Raw genomic sequence first — 21,873 nt, forward strand, 5'->3', positions numbered from 1 at the left:
GAAAAAATTTACTATATTCTAATAAAAGACCGAGAAAAAAAAGGTTGCGACAAAAATATTGTCACAACCTCTTTTTCAATACGATTCCAGTATACAACCATGTCGTCAGTACATAGTAGATGAAATACAATACGAAGAAGATCGTAAATGGCACCCAAATATCTTTGTATGGATTTTGCATGAATAGACCAAACATTTGTAATCCGAATAAGACATGGACTACACCTAAGATTCCTGGTGCTAAGAATAACACACCTACTTCTCTACGGATCGATTGTTTAAGCAATCCGCGTCGTGTTCCTATCTTTTCAAGCATTTCATAACGAGCGATGTCACTCTTGCTTCCTGACAAGATCTTGAACATCAAACAGCTAGCAAGCATAGTCAAGAAAGCTAAACCTAAGAAGAATCCCATAAATTCAAAACCAGAGAATAGACTATTATATCCTTCATACATTTCATACTTCTGGTTACTGTACTCTACTTTTTGCAAAGATGGATTGTTCGTTTTATTTTGTGTAGCAAGTGCTTTGATTGGTTCCAAGTTTGCTTGGAAGTCTTTGACCTGAACTAGCTGTAAAGTGGATTGTGGCAAGCTCAGTTGATCAAATTCCGATTGACTGACTACCTTGATTTCTTTTTCTTGTTGCTCAGGCAATTCATAGCCACGAAGCTCATCTTGTACAGTCAGTTCATTCATTTTTTCAGCAGGAACTTTTTCTTTCGTGATTTTTGGCGGTGTTCCATCTTCATATTTTATCATAATCAATGGTTGAGCCACAAATTCACTTGCATTATAGTAAATCGTTCCCGCATCTTCTTTTTGAGTATAAGAAGCAGAAAGTGTTGGTGATAGTTCTTTGATTTTTTGCTGATCTTCTGCCCGAGGATTATTCATCACTAGGTCATAACCAGCAGCATTTTCCGTCATTTCCGAAATTTCATTTCTAAATCCTAGACCTACTGTCAAAGCACCAAGTGCTAAAGCAAACAGCATAGCAACCATGGAGAGCATTTGTGTATATTCACGAATACGAAAACTTAACTGTGACAATGTGAAATTGTTCAATTTTTTCAATGAAATCTGTTCTGATTTCTTTAGTAATGATAAGAAGAAAATGATCACAGAGTGGAAAATGAAATAAGTTCCTAACACGATCGTGACTAGAGCTACTCCCATACCAAAAACTTGATAGGTCTTCACGTGCTTCATCATATAATAACCGCAGCCTAGAAAAGCAATCCCAAGTACTACTTCAAGGAAGAACAAGAATTTATGCTGCTTGATTCTTGTTGGTGTCTGATCCGCACGAATCAATGCTAAAATCGGTTTTTTGACAATCGAAAAAGCATTAACAATAGCTGCTAATAAAAACAAAATAGCAAAAAACAAAACGGTGATCAACAACCCATGAATGCTAAAAGGTGTAAAATGCGAAATATTGATATCTAACTGATCCACTAATAATTGGTGGACAATACTTGTCAATCCTACACCGACAGCTGAACCCACTAAAGTAGCCGCGATCCCTACTACGAATGTTTCAGAAAAAATCATCTGTGCGATTTTTCTGCCTTTTGCTCCTAGCATCATAAACATGGCATAATCTTTTTGCCGCATCGTCATCAAAAAGGAATTCGCATACAAAATATAAACGAAGGTAATGATCCCTAGTAAAACAGAACCTAGTCGGAAAATGATAACTGTAGCTGCAACGATCGTATTACTTTTCAAAAAGGCTTCGTTGCTCGCCATTGATTCAAACATGTAAAAAATAGCAGATGCCATAACTAATCCTGAGAATAATACCAAGTAATCTCTTAAACGGCTCTTGATCCCAGTAAGTGATAATTTCCAAAGCATAGTCAATCTCCCCCTACTGTTCCAAGTTTCCAAGAATAGATAGTATTTCCCGATAGAAGGAATCCCGGCTTTGATCTCCACGTTTCACTTCTTGATGGATACCGCCATCCTTGATGAATAAAATACGTTGGCAATAACTTGCAGAAAACGGATCATGTGTCACTAGAAGAATCGATACATGATCTTTTGTATTCAATTCGTCCATCGTATCTAAAAGATCACGGGCACTTTTAGAATCCAGCGCACCTGTAGGCTCATCGCCTAATAAAATCGTTGGTTGGGTGATCAACGCACGTGCGGCAGCGACCCGTTGTTTTTGTCCACCGGAAATCTCAGAAGGATAGCTTTCCAAAATATGAGCAATCGATAAACGTTCTGCAATTTTTTGGACACGTTGCTTGATTTCTTTTGGTCTGACACCTTGTAAAGAAAGAGGAACAGCGATATTTTCTTGTGCTGTCAAACTTTCTAATAAATTGAAATCTTGGAAAATAAAGCCGATTTCATTCGCACGAAAATCTGCTAGTTGATTTCCTTTTAATGTCGTCACATCTTTTTGATTGATTCGGATATGTCCATTTGTTGGTTTGTCTAATGTGGATAAAATATTCAAAAGTGTTGATTTACCTGAACCGGAAGCCCCCATGATGCCAATAAATTCACCTTTTTCTACATCGAAGCTGATGCCGCTTAATGCTTGCGTCTTTTTCTCATTGTTTTTCCCGTATACTTTTGTTACATTCTGTACTTCGACTATTTTGTTCATTTCTTTCTTTCCCTACCCTTTAATTAGTTTTTCTAGTGCTGTTTTCGGCACATCTTTTTTTTCGACTTCTTCATATGAAGTGACACCTTTCTTTTTATTCCAGGTGATTTTTAAATATGCTCCTTTACGAAGCGGTCGAGTTAATTGCCCATTGAAATCTAGTTCTTTTTCCTTACCCTCTTTTGTATAACCAGGCAGGATATATCTATAGTTGACTGTTTCTTGTCCAGAGTCTGCTTTGGATACTGTTTTTGCACCATCTGTCGTAATCTGTACATAGTATTCTTCTCCGCCCATCACTACGTAATCTGCGATTTTCACCCCTGCAAGTGCCACAACGATGAAAACAAGTAGTCCGATCAGAAGTTTTTTCACTTTTTTTCCTTCTCTCTTACTTTATATATTGATTATAGAAAAAAACGAACAATTCTGCCTTCGAATCATCTATCATTCTTCTTTCAATTTTGTCATTTTCTTTAAACAACTAAAAAAGAGTTTAAGACAATCGTCCTAAACTCCTTCTTCCTATTTTACAAAAAGTATGTCACTTACGTTCTTTCATGTCGCCTGTATTGATAACGGGTTGCGTTCCTTTGTCTGTAATGATTGAGACAAGTAAATTATTGATTAATTGGACTTTCCGGTCATCGGTGAAATTGATTTCTTGTCCTTCTTCGATTTGCTCCAAAGCCATTTGAGTGATCGTGACAGCTCCTTCAACAATGGTTTGTCGAGCAGACAAAATAGCTCTTGCTTGTTGACGTTGCAGCATGGCGCTGGCGATTTCTGTTGCATAGGCTAAATGGTTCAAACGTGTTTCGATTACTTCGACACCTGCTACTGCTAAACGCTCTTGCAACTCCTTTTTCAACTCGTCAGACACTGCCGTAGTGTTTCCTCGAAGCGTTAAATCATCATCATTGAAGGTATCATACGGATATTGGCTAGCGATATGCCGGATGGCCGTCTCACTTTGGATTTCTACAAAATCTTGATAATACGCTACATCGAATAATGCCTTTGCTGTATCAATGACTTTAAACACGACTACCGCTGAGATTTCGATGGGGTTTCCGTCTAAATCATTGACTTTTAAAACAGAACTGTTGAAATTCCGAACTTTCAACGAAACAGTCATTTTTTGTGCCAAAGGGATCGTAAGGAAAAAGCCATTTTCCCGGATCGTACCTAAATATTGTCCAAAAAACAAAATCACTTTTGCTTGATTAGGACTGACTACAGTTGCCGAACTTAGCAACAGTAACGCGATCAACCAAAGAAAAATACTTAAAAATAGTGCCCAAACTTTCGCTTGCCACATGCCTAAATAGAAGAAAAATAAACCAACTAAAGCTAATACGACCAAACCGACGATTCCTGCATAACCATTGATATAAATTGCTCTTTTTTCTCTCATTCTACTTTCTGCGCTCCTTTATCCTTCAATAAATATATAGCGTTGCTTTTTAATCCTTTTTTCGAATTCGCGCCATTGCACCTTCTAGTTCCAAATCTTTGTCTTCAGTGATGTACCAACCGCTTGCCTGTGTTCCTCCGGCTGCTTGCGGCAAATAATCCAATCTTGTTCGAACCCAGTGTTTTTCTTCTGTAAAATAGTCTTCTACCAAGATTTCTAGATCCATCCCTGCTGAAAGAGGCAAATCTTCCCGAACAGATTTAAAGATAAATCGTTCCTTCTCCCCATCATACTTCAATATTCCTGTATCGATAATCGGTAAAGAATAATAGTCCAGTTCTTTCTTCACCGTCAATAAATGTTTGAAAACTTCATGGTATACTTGCTCTAATTGACGACCTTCTGAATTGTTCGGATAGTTGACCATCACTTTTTCTTTATCTGGATCATAGAAGGTTTGACTTAGTTGAGTGATATAAGTATGTAATCTTTCCATTTCTGTTTTTAACTTTTCTCTTTGACCTTCTTCTGCCTTCATATACTTTTTCACCCTGTTTTCTTTATAGATATGTTCTTACTTATTTTACTATAGTTATGTGTGTTAAGCGATGAAAAACAGCAAAGATCCTTCCGATCTTTGCTGTTTTTTCTTAAACTATCCAGTTGATTGTAGAATCAATCTGTTTCATTGTCCTCTTGATCTGTCATGATATTGATAGAAGTGTCTTTGGCAGTAATCTTCAGCCGTTTCTGTCCTCGCTCTAACAACGTATTTGTTATTGGCTGGTAGTCTTTTTCAATATGAGATTCACCAGATGTTTGGAGAGTATAGCCACTGTTTTCCATCTCATGCAAAGATAAATTACTACTGTTTAGAGTAACTTTTCCTTCTTTACTGACCAAACTGTCTTCTAGATGTAAATTGCTGCTTTCTCCTATGACGGTCAAGTTATCCACCTTGACTTCATCTAAACGAAGAGAACCTAATTCATCTTTCGCCGTTATTGTTCCTCCCGTAAGTTCATTGAATGATACCCAACCATCGTGTGTCGTAGTATTCACTTTTTTGATTGATACTTCATTGATGTCAATCGCACTATTATTCCCTTCAATCGTCAATTCAGATAATTCCTGATCTGTAGGGACAACAATAGTGATTTGTGCACTGGTGTCTTCCAAACCAATAATCGCACCTTCTGATTTTTTGACTGCATTCACGGTCAATACACCATTTTTCTCCTTTATTTCTGGCTTTTCTGTCTTATCGTAGGTCGTTTTTATCTCAAAATCCAATCCGCGTATGACTGACACTGTTTGATGTTCTGCATGGATGACGATTTTGTTTGCCTCTTTGATTTTTTTCGTCTCCGTCACCATATTGATCAATCGAGGACCATTATCCCAAGTCAGACTCTTTTGAGCGCCTAATGTATAAGTTGCACCTGCTAGGAGTCCGCCAGTAACCATCAGGATAATACCGGTAATCAAAAAATGTTTTAATCTCATTTATCTGTCCTCCTTCAAACGCCCGCTGAATGCAGATCTCTTTTTGTAATAAAACGCCGCCCCATCCATTTAACAAAGTTCATCATGACATAAAAAAGCCATTTTGTTCCTTTCAGCAACAGTGGCGAAATAAATACTGCGCTTCCCGTGGCGAACAGACCGACACCGATAAAGAACAACCCACTCAGAATCGATTGACCAAACACACTGATTCCTGAGATGATCATGAATAAGCCAATACCTAAGATACTGATACATAGGACATAGATACTAAAAATGAGCGCCAGCAAAGCAATCAATAGTCCCCCAATAACCAATATAAACCCCAATGCTAGTGGAATGAGGACAGGAGAAGCAAATAAACCGATAATGATTAACCAAATCAGACGTATTTGTCTTTTTGGACTTCTCACTAACTCATCTTCTGCTTGTTCTTCTTCTGAAAAGTAACTGATTTTTAATTTTAAAGCAAACTGCTTTGGTGTACCATATTCATCAATGACCTGATCTAATGTTTTTCCGGAATCTAAAAAATATTCCTCATAATATTGGATCAAATCAAAACGATCGTCTTCAGGAATTTCTTGAAGATGATCCACAACTTCATTCAAATAATCATTCATTTGTGTTCTCCTCCAATAACCGGTCTAAAGAATCTCGAAAAACAATCCATTCATCAATAATTTCTTCTAAATGACGACTTCCTATTGGTGTCAACGAGTAATATCGACGGTTCCTGCCTTCAAAAGGTTCATCATAGGTCTCAAGATACCCTTCTTTTTTCAATCTTCTCAAAACCGGATACAGTGTAGATTCACTGACTGAGAGACTTTCTTGTACGATTTTTGTTAAGGCATAACCATACATATCTTCTTTGCTTAATGCTGCTAACACAGTACCATCAAGAAGAACAGTTGGAATCTGGATGTGCATTACGTCACCTTCTATTCTCAAGTGTAATATTTTATTCCAATCTATATTATACAACATATAATATAGTTTCAAAATCAGTTTGTCAAATACAAAAAAACTGACTAAAAGGTTTGATCCCTTTTAGTCAGTAAAAAATGGCTTCTCTTTGATTATTATTATAACAGTGGCATAATCCAATTCGTCCACATCCAACTTAGTGGCATAATAACGATCATCGCTGGTATCATGTCAGCTACTGGGAACATTTTCACGTTGATCATTCTAAAACCGGTAGCAACCATCAAGAATCCACCGCAAGCTTTAAAGTCTAAGATCATATCTGGTGTAGTCAATGGATAAATAAATTTTGCTAATAAGAACAAGATATAAAAAATAATGAATTGGGGAATCGCTACTACAGAAACGACATATCCTAAATTACATGCAAAAATTGCTGCTGTGAAAAAATCAAGGACAGATTTAGAAATCAAAATCGTACTGTCTCCAGTCATCCCAGAATCTAAGCTTCCATAAATCCCCGTACCACTTGCACAAAATAAAACAATGACCGTCACTAATGTGCTGATAAATTCATCGTGGGTCATACCAAGCTTTTCGCTAGGGAAGATTTTAGAAATAGGTACTTGCATCAACGCAGCACCCTTGTTTATCCCATTACCTAAATGAACAATCAGTCCAATCGCTGTTCCTATCACCAAAGCGAAAATAACAGCTGGCATATTTTTCATTGGCGCAATGGAATAGATCCCCATCCCCATCGAACACACACCAAAAACCATCGTCAGCTGCGCTTTAAAGTGTTCGCTTAATTTATTTCCTACTAATCCGCCAATTAGTCCGCCAAGCAAAACGGAACCTACATTGATCAAAACTCCAGTTGGCATCAAAAAAACTCCTCTCTTTCTCTATAAAGCGAAAATTATTACAGAAAATTTTCTGCAATCATTGCTTTCATTGCAAGAAAGATTGTACCAGACAGAGTAGGTTACACCAATTCATTTTTTGTGTTAAAGTATTCTTTATTGGAATAAGTAGGAGGAATATGATGGATATCCATAAATTTGAAGTTTTTCTTGATTTAGCCGAAACAATGAATTTCACCAAAACTGCTGAACGACAATTCACCACCCAAGGAAACATTTCTAAACAGATTCTTTCGTTAGAAACAGAACTAGACGTCAAATTATTCGAACGTGCCCATAGAAAAATCGAGTTGACCGAAGCTGGAAGCTTGTTGCTCCCTTATGTAAAAAATGTCGTAGAACAATACCATGCCATGCAAGAAGTGCTTGAAACCTATACGCAAGAAAACAATCTTTCATTAAATATCTTAACGATACCAACCATGATCAATTACCAAGGCTTTTCCAAAATTACCGAATTTTTGAAACGCCATCCTGAATTTACGGTCCAGTTGAAAGAAGTGGAAAGTATCGAACTGACTTACGACGATACAAATGAACATAGTGATACGATCCACTTTGCCAGAAGCTTCCAGGCCCCACCAAGTTCGATTGAGTGGCTACCTACTGAAACAGACGATTTTGTAGCAGTTCTGCCTAAAACCCATCCTTTAGCTGCTAAAAAGAAATTGGATCTAAGTGAACTGAAAAAGGAAAATTTTTTGGTTCTTGGCCCTACTACGAACTTGTATCAACCTGTGCTGAACTTGTGTCGCGAAGCTGGATTTGAACCGAGAATCTCTTATAAAGGATCTAGGATCGACTTGATCATCAATATGATTGCAAATAACATGGGGATTGCTATTGTTATGGAAAAAACAGTCAGAAATCTGTTAAAAGAAAATACTGTGATCCTCCCCATCTCTCCAACAAAAGAAAGTTATCTCGCATTTACGCGTAAAATCGGTGAACATTCTTTGGCTTCAGATACATTTTGGGAGTATTTGAGACAAGAAGAACACTAAGCCCTTCATTTTCTGTCTATCTATCCATCCAAAAAGAGAGCAACTCATGACTTTCGCTCTCTTTTTTGCATCATGTCTTTGTTTCAATGACACATCTATCATTTCTCGTATTTCAATAAGAAAGCAGCGATTTTATGCCTAAAGAACAGTAAGAACAAGCCACTAAATACAAAAAAATTGTCTAAAGAAAAATCTCCATCACCTACTCCTGCCCAAAATATACCAAACACAAAAATCACACTTGATAAAATGGATTGAGCCCTCATCCCTGTTGCCATACTGCTGTAGGAACAAGTAAATTTGTTGTTTTATTTCTAGAAAGTCTAACAATAATCCCTCTGTCAAGATTAATTCTTTCTGCAATAATAATGGTAACCGCTGTGGCAATTATTGAAACTCCAATCCCAGGAAACAATGCAGCAACTGCTGCAGCCCCTCCAGAAAGAGCCAATTTTGCTGTAAAACTGCTCATATACAAATATTTTAAATCATTACTCATAGTAATTAGTCTATTTACACCAGCTCTTGTCTGAATTGATTGATAGGCTTCTTGCAATTCCTGACGTGTCCATATTAATTCTGGGTTATAACCTAATTTTTTGCATGTTCAACCACATCTTTAGCTGTGACGTTATCAATTTTTTCAATGTCTTCTTGAGAGATATCTTCAGATTTAACTGTGCCTTCTTCTTTAATAACTTGACTTTCAGCAAAAACAGTCATATTTTGCAAACCCACCGAGCTAAAGACAATAAACGACAAACCAGCTACAAAATATTTTTTCATGGAAGACTCCTAATTGTTTTTTTATTTTTATTTCCTATTTTTTCCATTCTTTATAAAAAAGCTTCTTCACAAAATTGTTCCTGCCCGTCTTCATTATTCGTATTGCAAATAAGCACATTAACTTTTCCTTTTTCTTCTTCAACAGCCATCCTTTTTCCTTTTCACAAGAAAATCATAGCATTTAATTTGATAAATAATAAAAGTAAATAATAAAAAAACGTTTTAGATTCATAAACGTTAAATAACTAATCATATAAAAAATATTCATAATATAAAGGGTTAAACACAAATAAAATAACTTTTTTTAAAAAACACCCCCCTAAAAACTTTCAATAGAATTTTAGGGGGTTTTATTCTTTTTCCTATTGTTTACTTAACCGTATCATTGCTGTCGTTCCTACTCCTTCGATACTGCTATAATCAATACGTCCATCATGCAGTTCTAGAATTTTTTTGACCAGTGAAAGTCCTAGCCCATTCCCAGAAATTTGACGGCTTGTATCTCCTTGATAAAATTTTTCAAACATTCGATCTCTGGTCTCTTCATTCATTCCTACACCTGAATCGGTCACTTCCAGTACAATCTCTGTGGCTGTCTCAAATAGTTTGATATGAATCTGTCCATTGACTTGATTGTACTTTATGGCGTTATCCATGATATTCAACCACACTTGGTACAAAAACTCTTCATTGCCTGTGTAATTTACTGCAGCAAGTTCGATATCCAATTCTAGCTGTTCTTTCTCCCATTTAGGCTGCAAAAAAACGATTACTTCTCGGATTTGTTCATCTAATCGGTACTCTTTCTTTTCCAGTTGGATACGCTGGTTTTCCAGTTTGTTCAATTTTAAGATGTTCTCTGTTAATTGTGAAAGCTGCGTGATACTTTCGATAATCCGATATAAAAATATTTGGCGTTCTTCGTCAGAGAGATTTGGGGATTGTAACAATTGTACATATCCTTGGATCGTTGCTAATGGTGTTTTGAATTCATGGGATACACTGGACACAAAATCATTCCTCAATGTTTCGATACTATTGAGTTCTTGGACCATAACATTGAAATCTTTATACAGTTGCTGTACTTCTGCTACTTTCTGATGCTCATCCATTCGAATCGAAAAATCTCCCGTTGCTACCAGACTCATATTTGTCCCTAGTGCACTGATTGGATGCAGAATACGCCGCCCAACAAAAATCGATATTCCTGTACCCACGATCATACTGAACCCTGCAAAGACGAATAACGGGTATAGCGTTGGTTTTCCAGCCGATTCAGCAGGTGAGATAGAATGCCGAGACAATAAGAAAATAAAACCGAGAAAACACAGCAGTGTCACTAAGATCGAAATGAAGACGATACTAGCAAAATAGATCCATAATTGTGAAAATAGCTTTTTTTTCATCTTTAAATAACCGCCTTATAGCCTAATCCCCGTACTGTCATGATTTGAAAGTCTTCCGTCTGTTCAAAACGGGTCCTTAAACGTTTGATATGTACATCGATCGTTCGTTCTTCTGTATTCGTATCTAATCCCCAAATGTCATCCATCAACTGTTGGCGAGTGAAGATCTTATTGGGATAAGACAGTAATTTATACAGAAGCAGAAATTCTTTTTGAGGCAGAATCAACGAATGCTGATCTTGTAACACTGTATAAGTATCCAGCTCTAATTTTGTTTGTCCAATCATCAAGCTACTGCTGTAATTGATTTTTGAACGTCGAAGCAATGCTTCCACACGTAGGATCATCTCATTGACATCGATGGGTTTTGTCATATAATCATCTGCTCCTAATTTGAACCCACGTTTCTTATCCTCAAAATCGGCCTTTGCCGTAATCATTAGAACAGGTGTGTCAAATCTGGTGCTACGTAATGAGTCTAGCAAGTCATAGCCATCCATTTTCGGCATCATGATATCTGTAATGATCAATTCTATACGTGTCGCTTCTAGTTTTTTCAGCGCATCCTCTCCATTCAGTGCAGTGATAACTGAAAAGCCCGCTCGTTCCAACACAGAACGGTAAAGCAACTGTAATTGCGGATCATCTTCTACTATTAAAATACGATTCATTGTTCTCCCTCTGTTTTTTGAAAAATTTCTAGATTTTTTCTTGCAGTTCATCTTCAGTTAACATTTATTTCGTATACTACGTTTATTGTTCTGGTATACTTATTAGTATACCGAATATTTCAATACGGGAGAAGGGTGATTATGCTTCAATTAAAAGATATAAAAAAATATTATAAAGTCGGCGAAACCACCACTAAAGCATTGGATGGTGTGTCTGTTGCTTTCAGACAAAAAGAATTCGTAGCGATTTTAGGTCCTAGTGGTTCTGGTAAAACGACTATGCTGAATGTGATTGGTGGACTAGATAATTATGATTCCGGTGATATGGTGATTAACGGAAAGTCTACTAAAGACTTCAAGGACAACGACTGGGATGCCTACCGAAACAACTCTATCGGGTTCATTTTTCAAAGTTACAACTTGATTGGTCATTTAGGCATTATTGAAAATGTTGAACTTGGGATGACATTAAGTGGTGTTTCTAAAGACGAAAAACGAAAACGGGCAGAAGATGCTTTGCATCGAGTCGGCTTGACAGATCATATGCACAAAAAGCCAAATCAGCTATCTGGTGGACAAATGCAGCGGGTAGCAATCGCTCGAGCGCTAGCCAATGATCCAGATATCCTTTTGTGTGATGAGCCAACTGGAGCTTTAGATACAGAAACAAGTATTCAGATCATGGAACTGATCCAAGAGTTATCGAAAGAAAAATTAGTGATCATGGTCACACATAATCCTGAGCTGGCCAATCAATATGCAGACCGAATCATTGAATTTTCTGATGGTAAAATCTTAACAGATTCCCATCCTCACATCGAACGACCAAAAGATGATCAATTTAACCTGCGCAGAACGAAGATGAGTTTTTGGACAGCGTTGAAGCTTTCTTTCAACAATATCCGAACAAAAAAAGGACGTACTTTCTTGACTTCCTTTGCTTCCAGTATCGGGATCATCGGAATCGCGATCGTCCTTTCCCTTTCTTCTGGTTTCCAAAAGCAAATCGATAACACACAAGCTGAAACAATGGCGAAATTTCCGATCACTATTTCTAAGGTAACGACTAATCAGACCCGTGACGATGCTGGATTGGGTGCAAGCAAAGCAGATTATCCAGACAGCAAAACGATCACAGCAAAAGTCAGCGAAGAAGACAAGGCACAGCATACGAATAAAATCGATCAAACATACGTCGATTATGTAACAGACATCGATCCTAATTTAAGTAATAATATTGGGTTTACTCGTACAACAGGAATCAATCTTTTACGTGATGTAAATGGCAAAGTACAGCCTGTCAGCTTCTCGAATCAAAACCCTGATGCGGAATCTCTTTCCTTGTCTAGCACGATGTCAGCAATGACAGGGGTGGGAGTGTCAAGTTTCCCTACACAGCTTGACACTAGTAAAGAAAACTTTTTAAAAGATAATTATTCTTTACTTGCCGGAAGTTATCCAGCCTCAGCAACAGATGTCGTGCTGATCGTAGACGGCAACAATAATACTAATATCAATGCATTGAAAAATCTTGGATTTGATGTGAAGGAAGACGAAAAACTTTATTTCGATGAGATCGTCGGTACAACATTCAAATTAGTAAACAACAATACTTACTATACAAAACTTCCAACTGGGAATTTTATCCCTAATACAGATTATGATGCGATGTATCAGAATGCTTCAGATGAATTAAAGATTTCAGGAATCCTACGGGTGAAGTCTTCTTCTACAATGAATCTCTTATCACCAGGAATCGCTTATAGTGATCAATTAACGACTCAAATCGTCAATGAAAACAAAGAATCAGAAATCGTCAAAGCCCAAAAAGACAGTGATGTAAATGTCTTAACTACTGAAAAAGTTGACGAAAGTACCAAACAAACATTGCTTAGTTATTTAGGTGGAGACAGCTTGCCTTCAAGTATCATGATTTATCCGAACAATTTTGAAGACAAAGAAAAAATCTTGGATTATTTAGATGATTACAATAAAGGCAAATCAGATGAAGATAAAATCATTTATACTGATTTAGCTGGAACGATGACTGAACTGACTGGCGGATTGATGGATGCTATCACTTATGTCCTCATTGCTTTTGCAGGGATCTCTTTAGTAACAAGTATGATCATGATCAGTATCATTACTTATACATCTGTGATTGAACGGACAAAAGAAATCGGTGTACTAAAAGCTTTAGGTGCACGGAAAAAAGATATCACTCGCGTATTTGACGCAGAAACGTGTATTTTAGGTATTTCTTCTGGGATACTAGGTGTGTTTATTGCCTGGCTAGCTACATTCCCTATCAATAGCATCTTGTACAGCATGACGGATCTAAAAAATGTTGCGCAACTAAATCCTGTCCATGCGATCATTCTAGTGATTGTCTCTACTGTATTGACGATGCTTGGCGGTCATCTTCCTGCACGAATGGCAGCGAAAAAAGACGCTGCTATCGCTTTGCGTGCAGAATAAAGCTATTCGTTTTTTCCGATTACTACAAAGGGTGGTGACAACAATTTTGTCACCACTCTTTTTTGCGAATAAACAGCTTTTCATAACCTCTCGATAAACGGCGTTCTCTTGCCAACTCCTCGGTCACAACCTCTGATTCACGGTGTTCTTGAAGTAACTTCTTCGGAAATAAGCCGAAATGTCACAAAAATTTGAGAAGCAATTTTCGTATATTCCTTCTTATTTCTTGAAGCTGACCACTTCTGTCACAACCTCTTGCCTATTTATAATTCTGGAATATGGTTTTCCCCTTTGAGCCACAGTTCTTGCGGTGTATATTTGTCTTTTCCATTTATGAATACTGTTCCATCTGCTTCAATCGTTACTTCAGTCCCAATCCACATATTAGTAGACAAAGCGAGAAGATTTTTTCTTTTTCCTCTTCCTTTTTTTCCAAATTGCAAGGCATCGGTTATCTCTTCTGTCCAATGAGATTTCACGTATTTTACTTCCCCGTTTTCAAATGTAACTTTCAAAATATTCGCTATATTTTCTACTTTTACTGCTTTAGGAAACGACTCCTCCATTTTTTTCACTTTCCTTCCATCAGCATTTAGTATGCGCTTTCTTATCGCTGTAAGTATATCATAGTTTATTCTATTAGCAAAAAACGTATTCATTCCATTAAGGAATATTTTATCAATCAAGTTGAATTGTTTTCCTCCTTTGCACCTTTTACTATAGATAGGTAAAGACAACTAAGGAGGAATTTTTCATGACAGATCAACCGTATGATTTAAGAAAAGTCATCGAAGAACTAAAAACACTTCCAGGTCAATATCACGAAACAGATATTGAAATCGATCCTGAAGCAGAATTATCTGGTGTTTACCGTTATATCGGTGCTGGCGGTACAGTAAAACGTCCAACTCAAGAAGGACCAGCTATGACTTTCAATAATATCAAAGGTTTCCCCGGCACACGTGTGAACATCGGGACAATGGCTAGTCGTAAACGTGTAGGTGAAATTTTGCACCATGATTATCGAACACTTGGTCGTTTCTTGAAAGACGCTGTAGAAAATCCAATCAAACCTGTGAAAGTAGACAAAGCAGACGCTCCAGCACAAGAAGTCGTTCATCTAGCTACCGATGCAGACTTCGATATTCGCAACATTTTGCCTGCACCTACAAATACTCCTGAAGATGCAGGTCCATACATCACGATGGGTGTAGTCTTAGGATCAGATCCAGAAAAAACAATGAGCGATGTAACGATCCATCGTATGGTCCTAGAAGACAAAGATACGATCGGTATGTACATCATGCCTGGTGGACGCCACATTGGTCACTTCCAAAAACAATTTGAAGCATTGAATAAACCAATGCCTATCACTATCAATATTGGTTTAGATCCAGCAATTGCCATTGGTACGACTTTCGAACCACCTACCACTCCACTTGGCTACAACGAACTATGGTGTGCAGGAGCTTTGCGTAACGAACCTATTCAAATCGTTGATGGTGTAGCAGTCGATGAAGTGGGTATTGCTCGTGCTGAATTTATCATTGAAGCAGAAATCATGCCAAATGAAACAATGCAAGAAGATATCAACACGAACTCAGGAAAAGCAATGCCAGAATTTCCTGGCTATACTGGGGATGCTAATCCAGCTGTACAAGTAGTGAAAGTCAAAGCAGTTACTCATCGAAAAGACAATCCAATCATGCAAACAACGATTGGTCCAAGTGAAGAACACGTATCTATGGCCGGTATTCCTACAGAAGCAAGTATTCTTGCCTTGGTTGATAAAGCTATTCCAGGAAAAGTAGTAAATGTCTACAATCCTCCTGCAGGTGGCGGTAAATTGATGACCATCATGCAGATCCGTAAAGAAAACGAAGCGGATGAAGGTATCCAACGCCAAGCAGCTATTCTTGCTTTATCAGCCTTCAAAGAATTGAAGACAGTCATTTTAGTCGATGAAGATGTTGATATTTTCGACATGAACGATGTAGTTTGGACTTTCAACACTCGGTTCCAAGGAGATAAAGACGTCATTGTGATCCCAGGAATGAGAAACCATCCATTGGACCCATCAGAATTACCAGAATATAATCCTGGCTCTATTCGTTTCCGTGGGATGAGTGCAAAAACTATCTTTGACGGTACAGTTCCTTTCGATATGAAATAACATTTTGTACGTGCAAAATTCCAAGAAGTAGAAGATTGGGAAAAATATTTGAAATAATGAATGATCTGCAACTGTTTTGACATCATAAAAAGGAGTGCGGAAAATGGAACAATTGGCACAACGGAAGAAAAAAATCGTGATTGGTGTAAGTGGCGCTTCGGGCACCATTTATGCCATCAACCTAGTGAAGAAACTAAAAGAATATCCGATGGTAGAAACACACGGAATCATCAGTCCATGGGCAAAACAGAACTTAAAGCTGGAATCCGATTTATCCCTAAATGAATTCGAAAGCCTGTTTGATTACCATTATTCAAACAAAGATCTAGGGGCTGCTGTCGCCAGCGGATCATTTTTGACCGATGGAATGATCATCGTACCGGCAAGTATGAAAACAGTCGCAGGTATCTCTGTTGGTTTAGGCGACAACCTGATTGCACGTGCTGCTGATGTAACAATGAAGGAGCAACGAAAGTTAGTCATTGTCCCTCGTGAAACGCCATTAAATGCCATTCACTTGGAAAACTTGACTAAATTAGCACGACTAGGTGTGCAAATCATACCACCGATCCCTGCTTTTTATAATCAGCCTCAAACGATCCAAGATCTTGTTGATCACCATACAATGAAACTTTTGGATCAATTTGGGATTGTAAATGAACATTCAAAACGTTGGCAAGGTGATTAATATGGAAAAAGAAACGATAGTTGAAGTAACAAAACTAGGTTTCACGATCCAAGCTGCTGTTAAAGTAATCGGTAAAGACTTATTGATTACTTTAACAGGCGGAGATACACCACATATCGGAACAGTCACTACATTTTCTCGTGATACAGAGATCCAAACTGTACGTTTCCCTAGCCACGATGGTCGTTTCCACAAAGACGATGTCTTAGCCGAAAAAATAGCTGTGATCATCAAAAATGCCGTTCCAGGAAGCTGTACAATCACTTCCGGTATCCATGTTGACCATATCTCCAATGCACAAATCAACGCTTCTTTTCCGATGTCAGAAGAGTTAGGTTACAAGATTTTAGATTGGTTGGAAAAAACAGATTTCCATATCAAAGAACCAGTTTATTATACAGATGGTGAAAAACCATTATGAAAGAAGAGGTTGTGACACATCTTTTGTCATAACCTCTTGTTTTTATTTTTGCTTCACTGTAACTACTACGATATCACCAATATCTTTTCCGATGTTTTTACGAATATCTTTTCGTAGTCCAAGGATATAGCAGACCGAACCATCTAAATTTTTCACGCCCATATTCACGATACTGCCTTCGTACGGCACATTGTCAAAAGTTGCTTGGACTTTCACTCTTCCAGCACCGAATTCTTCTCTTATATCATATGGAAAAACAATATATGCGCCACCCTTGCCGACTTCGGAAGCATAGATTTTTGATTCAAAAGAATAAGTTTTCCTCATTTTATTTCTCCTATTTTTTATATCTAGTATAGCAAAAAAAGAAGGAACTGTGACAAAAGTCTTGTCGCAGTTCCTTTTTTCGAATAAACGGTGTTCTCCTACCAACTCCTCGGTCACAAGTCACAATATTCAATAAACATGAGAAGCTGTTTTTTGAAATTGCTCCTTGTGACTCAGAGTGAAACGGCAGGCTCACGACCTCTTCCTTAAACGGTGTTCAAAATATTATTCGCCTTTTGCTTCTTTCACTAATTTCGCGAATGCTTGTTGTTGGAATTCAGCAGTTAAGGCTTTCGTACGTTGTTCTTGTTCTGCTTTGCTCATTTGCGGATTTTCAGTCATTGCTTTTACCATACCGTCTTGCACATAAGCTTTTGCTTCACTTTCCATCGTACTTTGCTGTTTCTTCACTAATTCAGCTAACTTGGCTGCTTGGTCCGTACTTAATTCTACCCATGTCTCTGGGATTTTGAATGTATTCACTCGGCTGTCATATTCGTGATTGTTATCAGCAATATTGAACCAGAATTTATACATATCGTTTTTGTATTCCCAATAAGTAGTTTTCGTCACTTTTTCAGCATCGCCGTCTGTCTTTTCTACTTTATTTGTTTCGTTATCCGTACCAGTTGCTTTTGGTTTCTCTTGTTTTTCATTCGTTCGGTAAAGATACACTTTTTCTTTTCCATTCCCTAAAGCTTTATACAAAAGCATATCTGCTCCTTGGGAATCAGCACTGGAAACAATTTTTTCTGTTTTCGTTTCCGTTACTTTTTCCATTCCAAAGTGATTGGACAAATTAGCGACGATCAAACTTAGTGAAGCGACGAAGAGTAGTCCGAAAATCAAAGATAAAAAGGTTTGCCATGTTTTTTTAGCGAACACGTTCGTTAAAGCAAAAGCAAGCAAGCTGACAATCAAAACTCCAATAATCATGCATTATCCCCCGCTTTCGTTAGAACAGGTTCTTTTTTCTTCAATAAAAAGGCAATAATAAAGCCAAGGATCCCAAAGATGATCGCTACGATAAACGCGGCATGGTAACCTGACAGTGTGGCATTAATTGCCTGATCTTTATAAGCTAATGGTGTATTGTCCAATACAGATTTGCTTGGGATATTTGCTTTTGTCACATTCGTCAACACACTGATCAAAATAGCTGTACCGATCGAGCTTGCAATTTGACGGAATGTATTATTTACCGCTGTCCCGTGACTGATCAAGTTATTTGGCAATGCATTCATACCAGAAGTCGTTACCGGCATCATGACCATGGAGATCCCAAACATACGGATCGCATAAAGGATCACGATATATAAAACTGGAGTCGTTTTTGTCAAGAAAGCAAATGGTGCAGTTGCGGCTGTCAAAATGAACATCCCTGTAATGGCTAAACGTTTCGCGCCGTATTTATCGAAAATCGCACCTGTAACAGGCATCATAGCCCCCATGATCAAAGCACCTGGCAACAACATCAAGCCAGAATGGAATGCTGATTCTCCGCGAATGTTTTGGATATACAACGGCACGACCATTTCTGCCCCTACCATCGCCATATTCGTTACACCGGCTAAAACAGCTGCAATCGTAAATGTAGATGATTTGAATACACGAAGCTCCAAGAATGGATGTTCCAAATGTAATTGACGCCATGAGAACAAGGCGATGAAAATCACACCAACGACTAAGAAACCAATTACTTTCAAGCTTCCCCAGCCATCATCACCTACACTAGAAAATCCATAAAGCAAACTACCGAATCCAATCGTTGACAAAATAGCTGATAAAATATCAATGCTAGGATTTGACAATGGAATAACACTTTTCATTAGGAAGAATGCTAAAACCAAGACAAGAACAACGATTGGCAGTACCATACCAAACAAGTCACGCCAATGGTAGTTATCAATGATGTAACCAGATAATGTAGGGCCTAAAGCAGGAGCAAGCCCAATAACGATTCCTGACATCCCCATTGCTGATCCTCTTTTTTCTGGTGGGAAAATAGACAACATGATATTTTGCAATAATGGCATCGATACTCCCACACCGCAAGCTTGGATCAAGCGACCGATTAGTAATGTACTAAAATTAGGTGCTGTAAAACAAGTAATCGTTCCGATCAAAAAGATCGTCATGGCAGAAAGATATAAATTTCTTGAACTGAATTTATTGATCAGCCATGCTGTTATTGGGATCATGATCCCGTTGACTAGCAAGAAACCAGTCGTTAACCATTGCACATCAGACGCTGAAATATCGAAAGCTTTCATCAATGTAGGAAAAGCTGTCGTCAATAAGGTCTGATTCAAAACGGTACAAAATGTACCAATTAATAAGACAACAACTAAAAGTGTCCGATTATATGGTTTTCCGTAAATATCTACGGGTTGGTTGTTACTCATATTTCTCCTTCTTTCTGAATTTTTTCTGAAACTACTAGAATACTTTAGTCCTAAATCCACCATTTGTCAATCTACTTGACACATTAGTTAATACAGATATAATTAAAGAAAGTAAGAGGACAAAAGGAGTGACAAAAATGGTTGGGGCTTCCCTTAAACGTTTGTTGGAAAACGATCAATTGGTTGTTGGCATCAGTGAATTAAGTGATATCGTCGGTGTGTCTCCACGTCAATTACGGTATTGGGAACAAAAGGGATTCATTCGTTCGATCGAAGCTGATGCGAATTGTCCTAGAAAATATCGTTTGCCTACAGTTATAAAAGTAGAACTGATCAAAAAATACTTAGATGACGGATTTACCTTATCTAAAGCTGCAGAAAAGGCAGAAATCCGACAAAAGAAAATGCATCATGTCCGCAAAGTTTTTTCAAAAGCAATCAAAGATATCGAATTGATCGACGAACGCTATACGATTTTACAAATCGGTAACTTCAAAGAAGAGAATGCGAAGATGTACATCATTCATGACAACGAGACAGACGAATTGTCTTACAAACTCCTTCCTGTCGATGAAAAAGCTGACTACGAGCAGCTGTTAAAAGAACTCTAAGCTCCGCTAATCTCCTAAACATCAGACTTTTTAAAAAGTAGATGATACATATAACACTTAGAAAAAGCCTGCTTGAACATAAGAATATCCGAACGGTGATCTGCATTTCTTTCATATAGAAAGGAAGCATCCATCACTGTTCGGATATTTTTTAGTTTATTTTTTTCGGTTGTTTTCTTCTTCCAATACATCTGTCAGCCAACTTGCATATTCTGTTTCCCGATTGATCGCATGCGCTAAAATCAAGTAATGTCCGTAATTTTCATGTTTTTCTTTTTCTGTAGGAAAGATTGTTTTTTTCCGCTCTAATAGATGAAGGCGTTTTTCTTCATGAAGATCACGTTGCTGCTGGATAATTTCTACTAATGCCGGATCATTTACGTCTTTGACGAAATACAATTTTAAAACGAATTCGTCTCGATTAACCGGCAGTTCATTGGTCGGTGTATGAATCCACTCTGCTAATTGTTCCTTCCCTTCTTCTGTTAATTCATAAACTTTTTTTTCCAATTTTTCGCCTGTGATCTCTACTTGATGCTGAATGATTCCTTGCTCTTCCATTTTTGCCAGCTCAGGATAAATCTGACTATGTTTTGCTTGCCAAAATTCTCCTATTTCATTTTTGAATGATTGATTCAATTCATATCCTGTCATCTGCTTCTTACTTAATAATCCTAATAAAATATAGCGAAGTGTATTTTTTCTTGCCATCAGTTTTTCCTCCTTGACAAATCTTTAAATCCATTCTATCATAAACAAGTAATCAAAAACATGTAGTTTATTACATGTTTTAATTTAGAGGGAGATGCTTAAACATGAAAGAATTTAAAGAATTGGAAGATTTTATTGGAACTCACTTTATTTATACGTATGACAACGGTTGGGAATATGAATGGTATGCAAAAAATGACCATACTGTCGATTACCGTATCCACGGCGGAATGGTCAAAGGTCGTTGGGTAAAAGACCAAGAAGCTGATATCGTTAAATTGACAGATGGCGTATTCAAAATTACTTGGACAGAACCAACAGGGACAGACGTTGCATTAGACTTTATGCCAAATGAAAAGAAACTTCACGGAATGATCTTTTTCCCTAAATGGGTTGAAGAACATCCAGAAATCACTGTTACTTTCCAAAATGAACATATCGCAGAAATGGAAGCAGCTCGTGAAAAATATGAAACTTATCCAAAATTACTTGTTCCTGAATTTGCTACGATCACTTATATGGGTGATGCAGGTATAGACAATGAAGATGTTATTAGTGAAGCACCATATGATGGAATGCCTGATGATATCCGTAGCGGAAAATATTTCGATGAAAATTATAAACGAGTAAAATAAGGTTGTGAAAGAGAGGTTGTGAAATCGGCGTTACGCTTTGAGTAATAAGAACGCTAGTCAGAAAATAGCTTTTCATATTTTCTAGGCTAGTGGGCTTATTACCGAGAAGCAGCTGATTGAACACTGTTTAGTGGAGAGGTTGTGAAAA

General features: G+C 37.6%; 25 protein-coding genes. 7 read left to right on the forward strand and 18 right to left on the reverse strand.

Translation table 11 applies throughout. The features are described 5' to 3' along the window. Positions 1–61 precede the first annotated feature (61 nt). From HMPREF2731_RS06895 to HMPREF2731_RS06935, 9 genes are all read right to left on the reverse strand, one after another. Positions 62–1,864 (reverse strand): FtsX-like permease family protein, encoded by a 1,803-nt coding sequence (locus HMPREF2731_RS06895; RefSeq protein ID WP_002316672.1) that lies wholly within the window; start codon positions 1,862–1,864, stop codon positions 62–64. 13 nt (positions 1,865–1,877) lie between these two features. Further along, entirely contained in the window at positions 1,878–2,630 is a 753-nt protein-coding gene (locus HMPREF2731_RS06900; protein WP_002314060.1) for an ABC transporter ATP-binding protein, read from the reverse strand. A gap of 12 nt (positions 2,631–2,642) precedes the next feature. Then, positions 2,643–3,005: a YxeA family protein gene (locus tag HMPREF2731_RS06905; protein ID WP_002310770.1), complete on the reverse strand. Its 363-nt coding sequence runs from the start codon at positions 3,003–3,005 to the stop codon at positions 2,643–2,645. A gap of 169 nt (positions 3,006–3,174) precedes the next feature. Next, complete coding sequence (locus HMPREF2731_RS06910; RefSeq protein WP_002314059.1) at positions 3,175–4,047, reverse strand: SPFH domain-containing protein; 873 nt, start codon at positions 4,045–4,047, stop codon at positions 3,175–3,177. Between the two features lie 49 nt (positions 4,048–4,096). Further along, on the reverse strand, positions 4,097–4,585 hold the full coding sequence (locus tag HMPREF2731_RS06915) for a DUF5348 domain-containing protein (protein WP_002293229.1): 489 nt from the start codon (positions 4,583–4,585) through the stop codon (positions 4,097–4,099). 137 nt (positions 4,586–4,722) lie between these two features. Beyond that, a complete protein-coding gene (locus HMPREF2731_RS06920; protein ID WP_002310768.1) occupies positions 4,723–5,553 on the reverse strand; it encodes a DUF4097 family beta strand repeat-containing protein in 831 nt (276 codons plus the stop codon). A gap of 14 nt (positions 5,554–5,567) precedes the next feature. After that, a complete protein-coding gene (locus HMPREF2731_RS06925; protein WP_002310767.1) occupies positions 5,568–6,176 on the reverse strand; it encodes a DUF1700 domain-containing protein in 609 nt (202 codons plus the stop codon). Then, positions 6,169–6,486 carry a PadR family transcriptional regulator gene (locus tag HMPREF2731_RS06930; protein ID WP_002310766.1) on the reverse strand — a complete coding sequence of 106 codons (318 nt, stop codon included), beginning with the start codon at positions 6,484–6,486 and terminating at the stop codon, positions 6,169–6,171. Before HMPREF2731_RS06930 ends, HMPREF2731_RS06925 begins: the two co-directional genes overlap by 8 nt. 155 nt (positions 6,487–6,641) lie before the next feature. Then, positions 6,642–7,370: a DUF554 domain-containing protein gene (locus HMPREF2731_RS06935; RefSeq protein ID WP_002293223.1), complete on the reverse strand. Its 729-nt coding sequence runs from the start codon at positions 7,368–7,370 to the stop codon at positions 6,642–6,644. 161 nt (positions 7,371–7,531) lie between these two features. Between HMPREF2731_RS06935 and HMPREF2731_RS06940 the strand changes: the two genes are divergently transcribed. Then, positions 7,532–8,413 (forward strand): LysR family transcriptional regulator, encoded by an 882-nt coding sequence (locus HMPREF2731_RS06940; protein WP_070872629.1) that lies wholly within the window; start codon positions 7,532–7,534, stop codon positions 8,411–8,413. A 262-nt stretch (positions 8,414–8,675) separates the two neighbouring features. Here HMPREF2731_RS06940 and HMPREF2731_RS06945 read toward each other — a convergent pair whose 3' ends face one another. The 4 genes from HMPREF2731_RS06945 to HMPREF2731_RS06960 all read right to left on the reverse strand — a co-directional run bounded on the left by HMPREF2731_RS06945 (position 8,676) and on the right by HMPREF2731_RS06960 (position 11,276). Beyond that, positions 8,676–8,969, reverse strand: a complete 294-nt coding sequence (locus tag HMPREF2731_RS06945; RefSeq protein WP_002310762.1) for a hypothetical protein — start codon at positions 8,967–8,969, stop codon at positions 8,676–8,678. Between the two features lie 35 nt (positions 8,970–9,004). After that, positions 9,005–9,199, reverse strand: a complete 195-nt coding sequence (locus tag HMPREF2731_RS06950; protein ID WP_002310761.1) for a hypothetical protein — start codon at positions 9,197–9,199, stop codon at positions 9,005–9,007. A gap of 362 nt (positions 9,200–9,561) precedes the next feature. After that, positions 9,562–10,605, reverse strand: coding sequence for a HAMP domain-containing sensor histidine kinase (locus tag HMPREF2731_RS06955; protein WP_002316668.1), 1,044 nt, complete (start codon positions 10,603–10,605; stop codon positions 9,562–9,564). A 2-nt stretch (positions 10,606–10,607) separates the two neighbouring features. Then, on the reverse strand, positions 10,608–11,276 hold the full coding sequence (locus HMPREF2731_RS06960) for a response regulator transcription factor (protein WP_002310759.1): 669 nt from the start codon (positions 11,274–11,276) through the stop codon (positions 10,608–10,610). A gap of 141 nt (positions 11,277–11,417) precedes the next feature. Between HMPREF2731_RS06960 and HMPREF2731_RS06965 the strand changes: the two genes are divergently transcribed. Beyond that, positions 11,418–13,754 carry an ABC transporter ATP-binding protein/permease gene (locus HMPREF2731_RS06965; protein WP_002314054.1) on the forward strand — a complete coding sequence of 779 codons (2,337 nt, stop codon included), beginning with the start codon at positions 11,418–11,420 and terminating at the stop codon, positions 13,752–13,754. Between the two features lie 263 nt (positions 13,755–14,017). On the opposite strand, the gene HMPREF2731_RS06970 is transcribed toward HMPREF2731_RS06965, so the two are convergent. Next, entirely contained in the window at positions 14,018–14,329 is a 312-nt protein-coding gene (locus HMPREF2731_RS06970; RefSeq protein ID WP_002320403.1) for a hypothetical protein, read from the reverse strand. A 179-nt stretch (positions 14,330–14,508) separates the two neighbouring features. Between HMPREF2731_RS06970 and HMPREF2731_RS06975 the strand changes: the two genes are divergently transcribed. The 3 genes from HMPREF2731_RS06975 to HMPREF2731_RS06985 all read left to right on the forward strand — a co-directional run bounded on the left by HMPREF2731_RS06975 (position 14,509) and on the right by HMPREF2731_RS06985 (position 17,036). Then, positions 14,509–15,927 carry a UbiD family decarboxylase gene (locus tag HMPREF2731_RS06975; protein ID WP_070872632.1) on the forward strand — a complete coding sequence of 473 codons (1,419 nt, stop codon included), beginning with the start codon at positions 14,509–14,511 and terminating at the stop codon, positions 15,925–15,927. Positions 15,928–16,030: 103 nt separating this feature from the next. After that, positions 16,031–16,615, forward strand: coding sequence for a UbiX family flavin prenyltransferase (locus HMPREF2731_RS06980; protein ID WP_002293209.1), 585 nt, complete (start codon positions 16,031–16,033; stop codon positions 16,613–16,615). A 1-nt stretch (position 16,616) separates the two neighbouring features. Then, positions 16,617–17,036, forward strand: coding sequence for a prenylated flavin chaperone LpdD (locus tag HMPREF2731_RS06985; protein WP_002310750.1), 420 nt, complete (start codon positions 16,617–16,619; stop codon positions 17,034–17,036). Between the two features lie 42 nt (positions 17,037–17,078). Here the strand turns inward: HMPREF2731_RS06985 and HMPREF2731_RS06990 are convergent, their stop codons facing one another. The 3 genes from HMPREF2731_RS06990 to HMPREF2731_RS07000 form a co-directional block, all read right to left on the reverse strand. Further along, positions 17,079–17,363 carry a DUF1905 domain-containing protein gene (locus HMPREF2731_RS06990; RefSeq protein WP_002310749.1) on the reverse strand — a complete coding sequence of 95 codons (285 nt, stop codon included), beginning with the start codon at positions 17,361–17,363 and terminating at the stop codon, positions 17,079–17,081. 225 nt (positions 17,364–17,588) lie between these two features. Further along, positions 17,589–18,299: a DUF4811 domain-containing protein gene (locus HMPREF2731_RS06995; RefSeq protein WP_002310747.1), complete on the reverse strand. Its 711-nt coding sequence runs from the start codon at positions 18,297–18,299 to the stop codon at positions 17,589–17,591. Continuing rightward, positions 18,296–19,768, reverse strand: a complete 1,473-nt coding sequence (locus HMPREF2731_RS07000; protein WP_002293204.1) for an MDR family MFS transporter — start codon at positions 19,766–19,768, stop codon at positions 18,296–18,298. Before HMPREF2731_RS07000 ends, HMPREF2731_RS06995 begins: the two co-directional genes overlap by 4 nt. 137 nt (positions 19,769–19,905) lie before the next feature. Here HMPREF2731_RS07000 and HMPREF2731_RS07005 point away from each other — a divergent pair, with 137 nt between their 5' ends. After that, positions 19,906–20,379 (forward strand): MerR family transcriptional regulator, encoded by a 474-nt coding sequence (locus HMPREF2731_RS07005; protein WP_002293203.1) that lies wholly within the window; start codon positions 19,906–19,908, stop codon positions 20,377–20,379. 156 nt (positions 20,380–20,535) lie between these two features. Here the strand turns inward: HMPREF2731_RS07005 and HMPREF2731_RS07010 are convergent, their stop codons facing one another. Further along, entirely contained in the window at positions 20,536–21,090 is a 555-nt protein-coding gene (locus tag HMPREF2731_RS07010) for a PadR family transcriptional regulator (protein WP_002293202.1), read from the reverse strand. A gap of 104 nt (positions 21,091–21,194) precedes the next feature. Here HMPREF2731_RS07010 and HMPREF2731_RS07015 point away from each other — a divergent pair, with 104 nt between their 5' ends. Continuing rightward, complete coding sequence (locus HMPREF2731_RS07015) at positions 21,195–21,725, forward strand: phenolic acid decarboxylase (RefSeq protein WP_002314051.1); 531 nt, start codon at positions 21,195–21,197, stop codon at positions 21,723–21,725. Positions 21,726–21,873 lie beyond the last annotated feature (148 nt).

Source organism: Enterococcus sp. HMSC072F02 (assembly GCF_001837725.1).
In the GTDB taxonomy this organism is placed as follows: domain Bacteria; phylum Bacillota; class Bacilli; order Lactobacillales; family Enterococcaceae; genus Enterococcus_B; species Enterococcus_B lactis.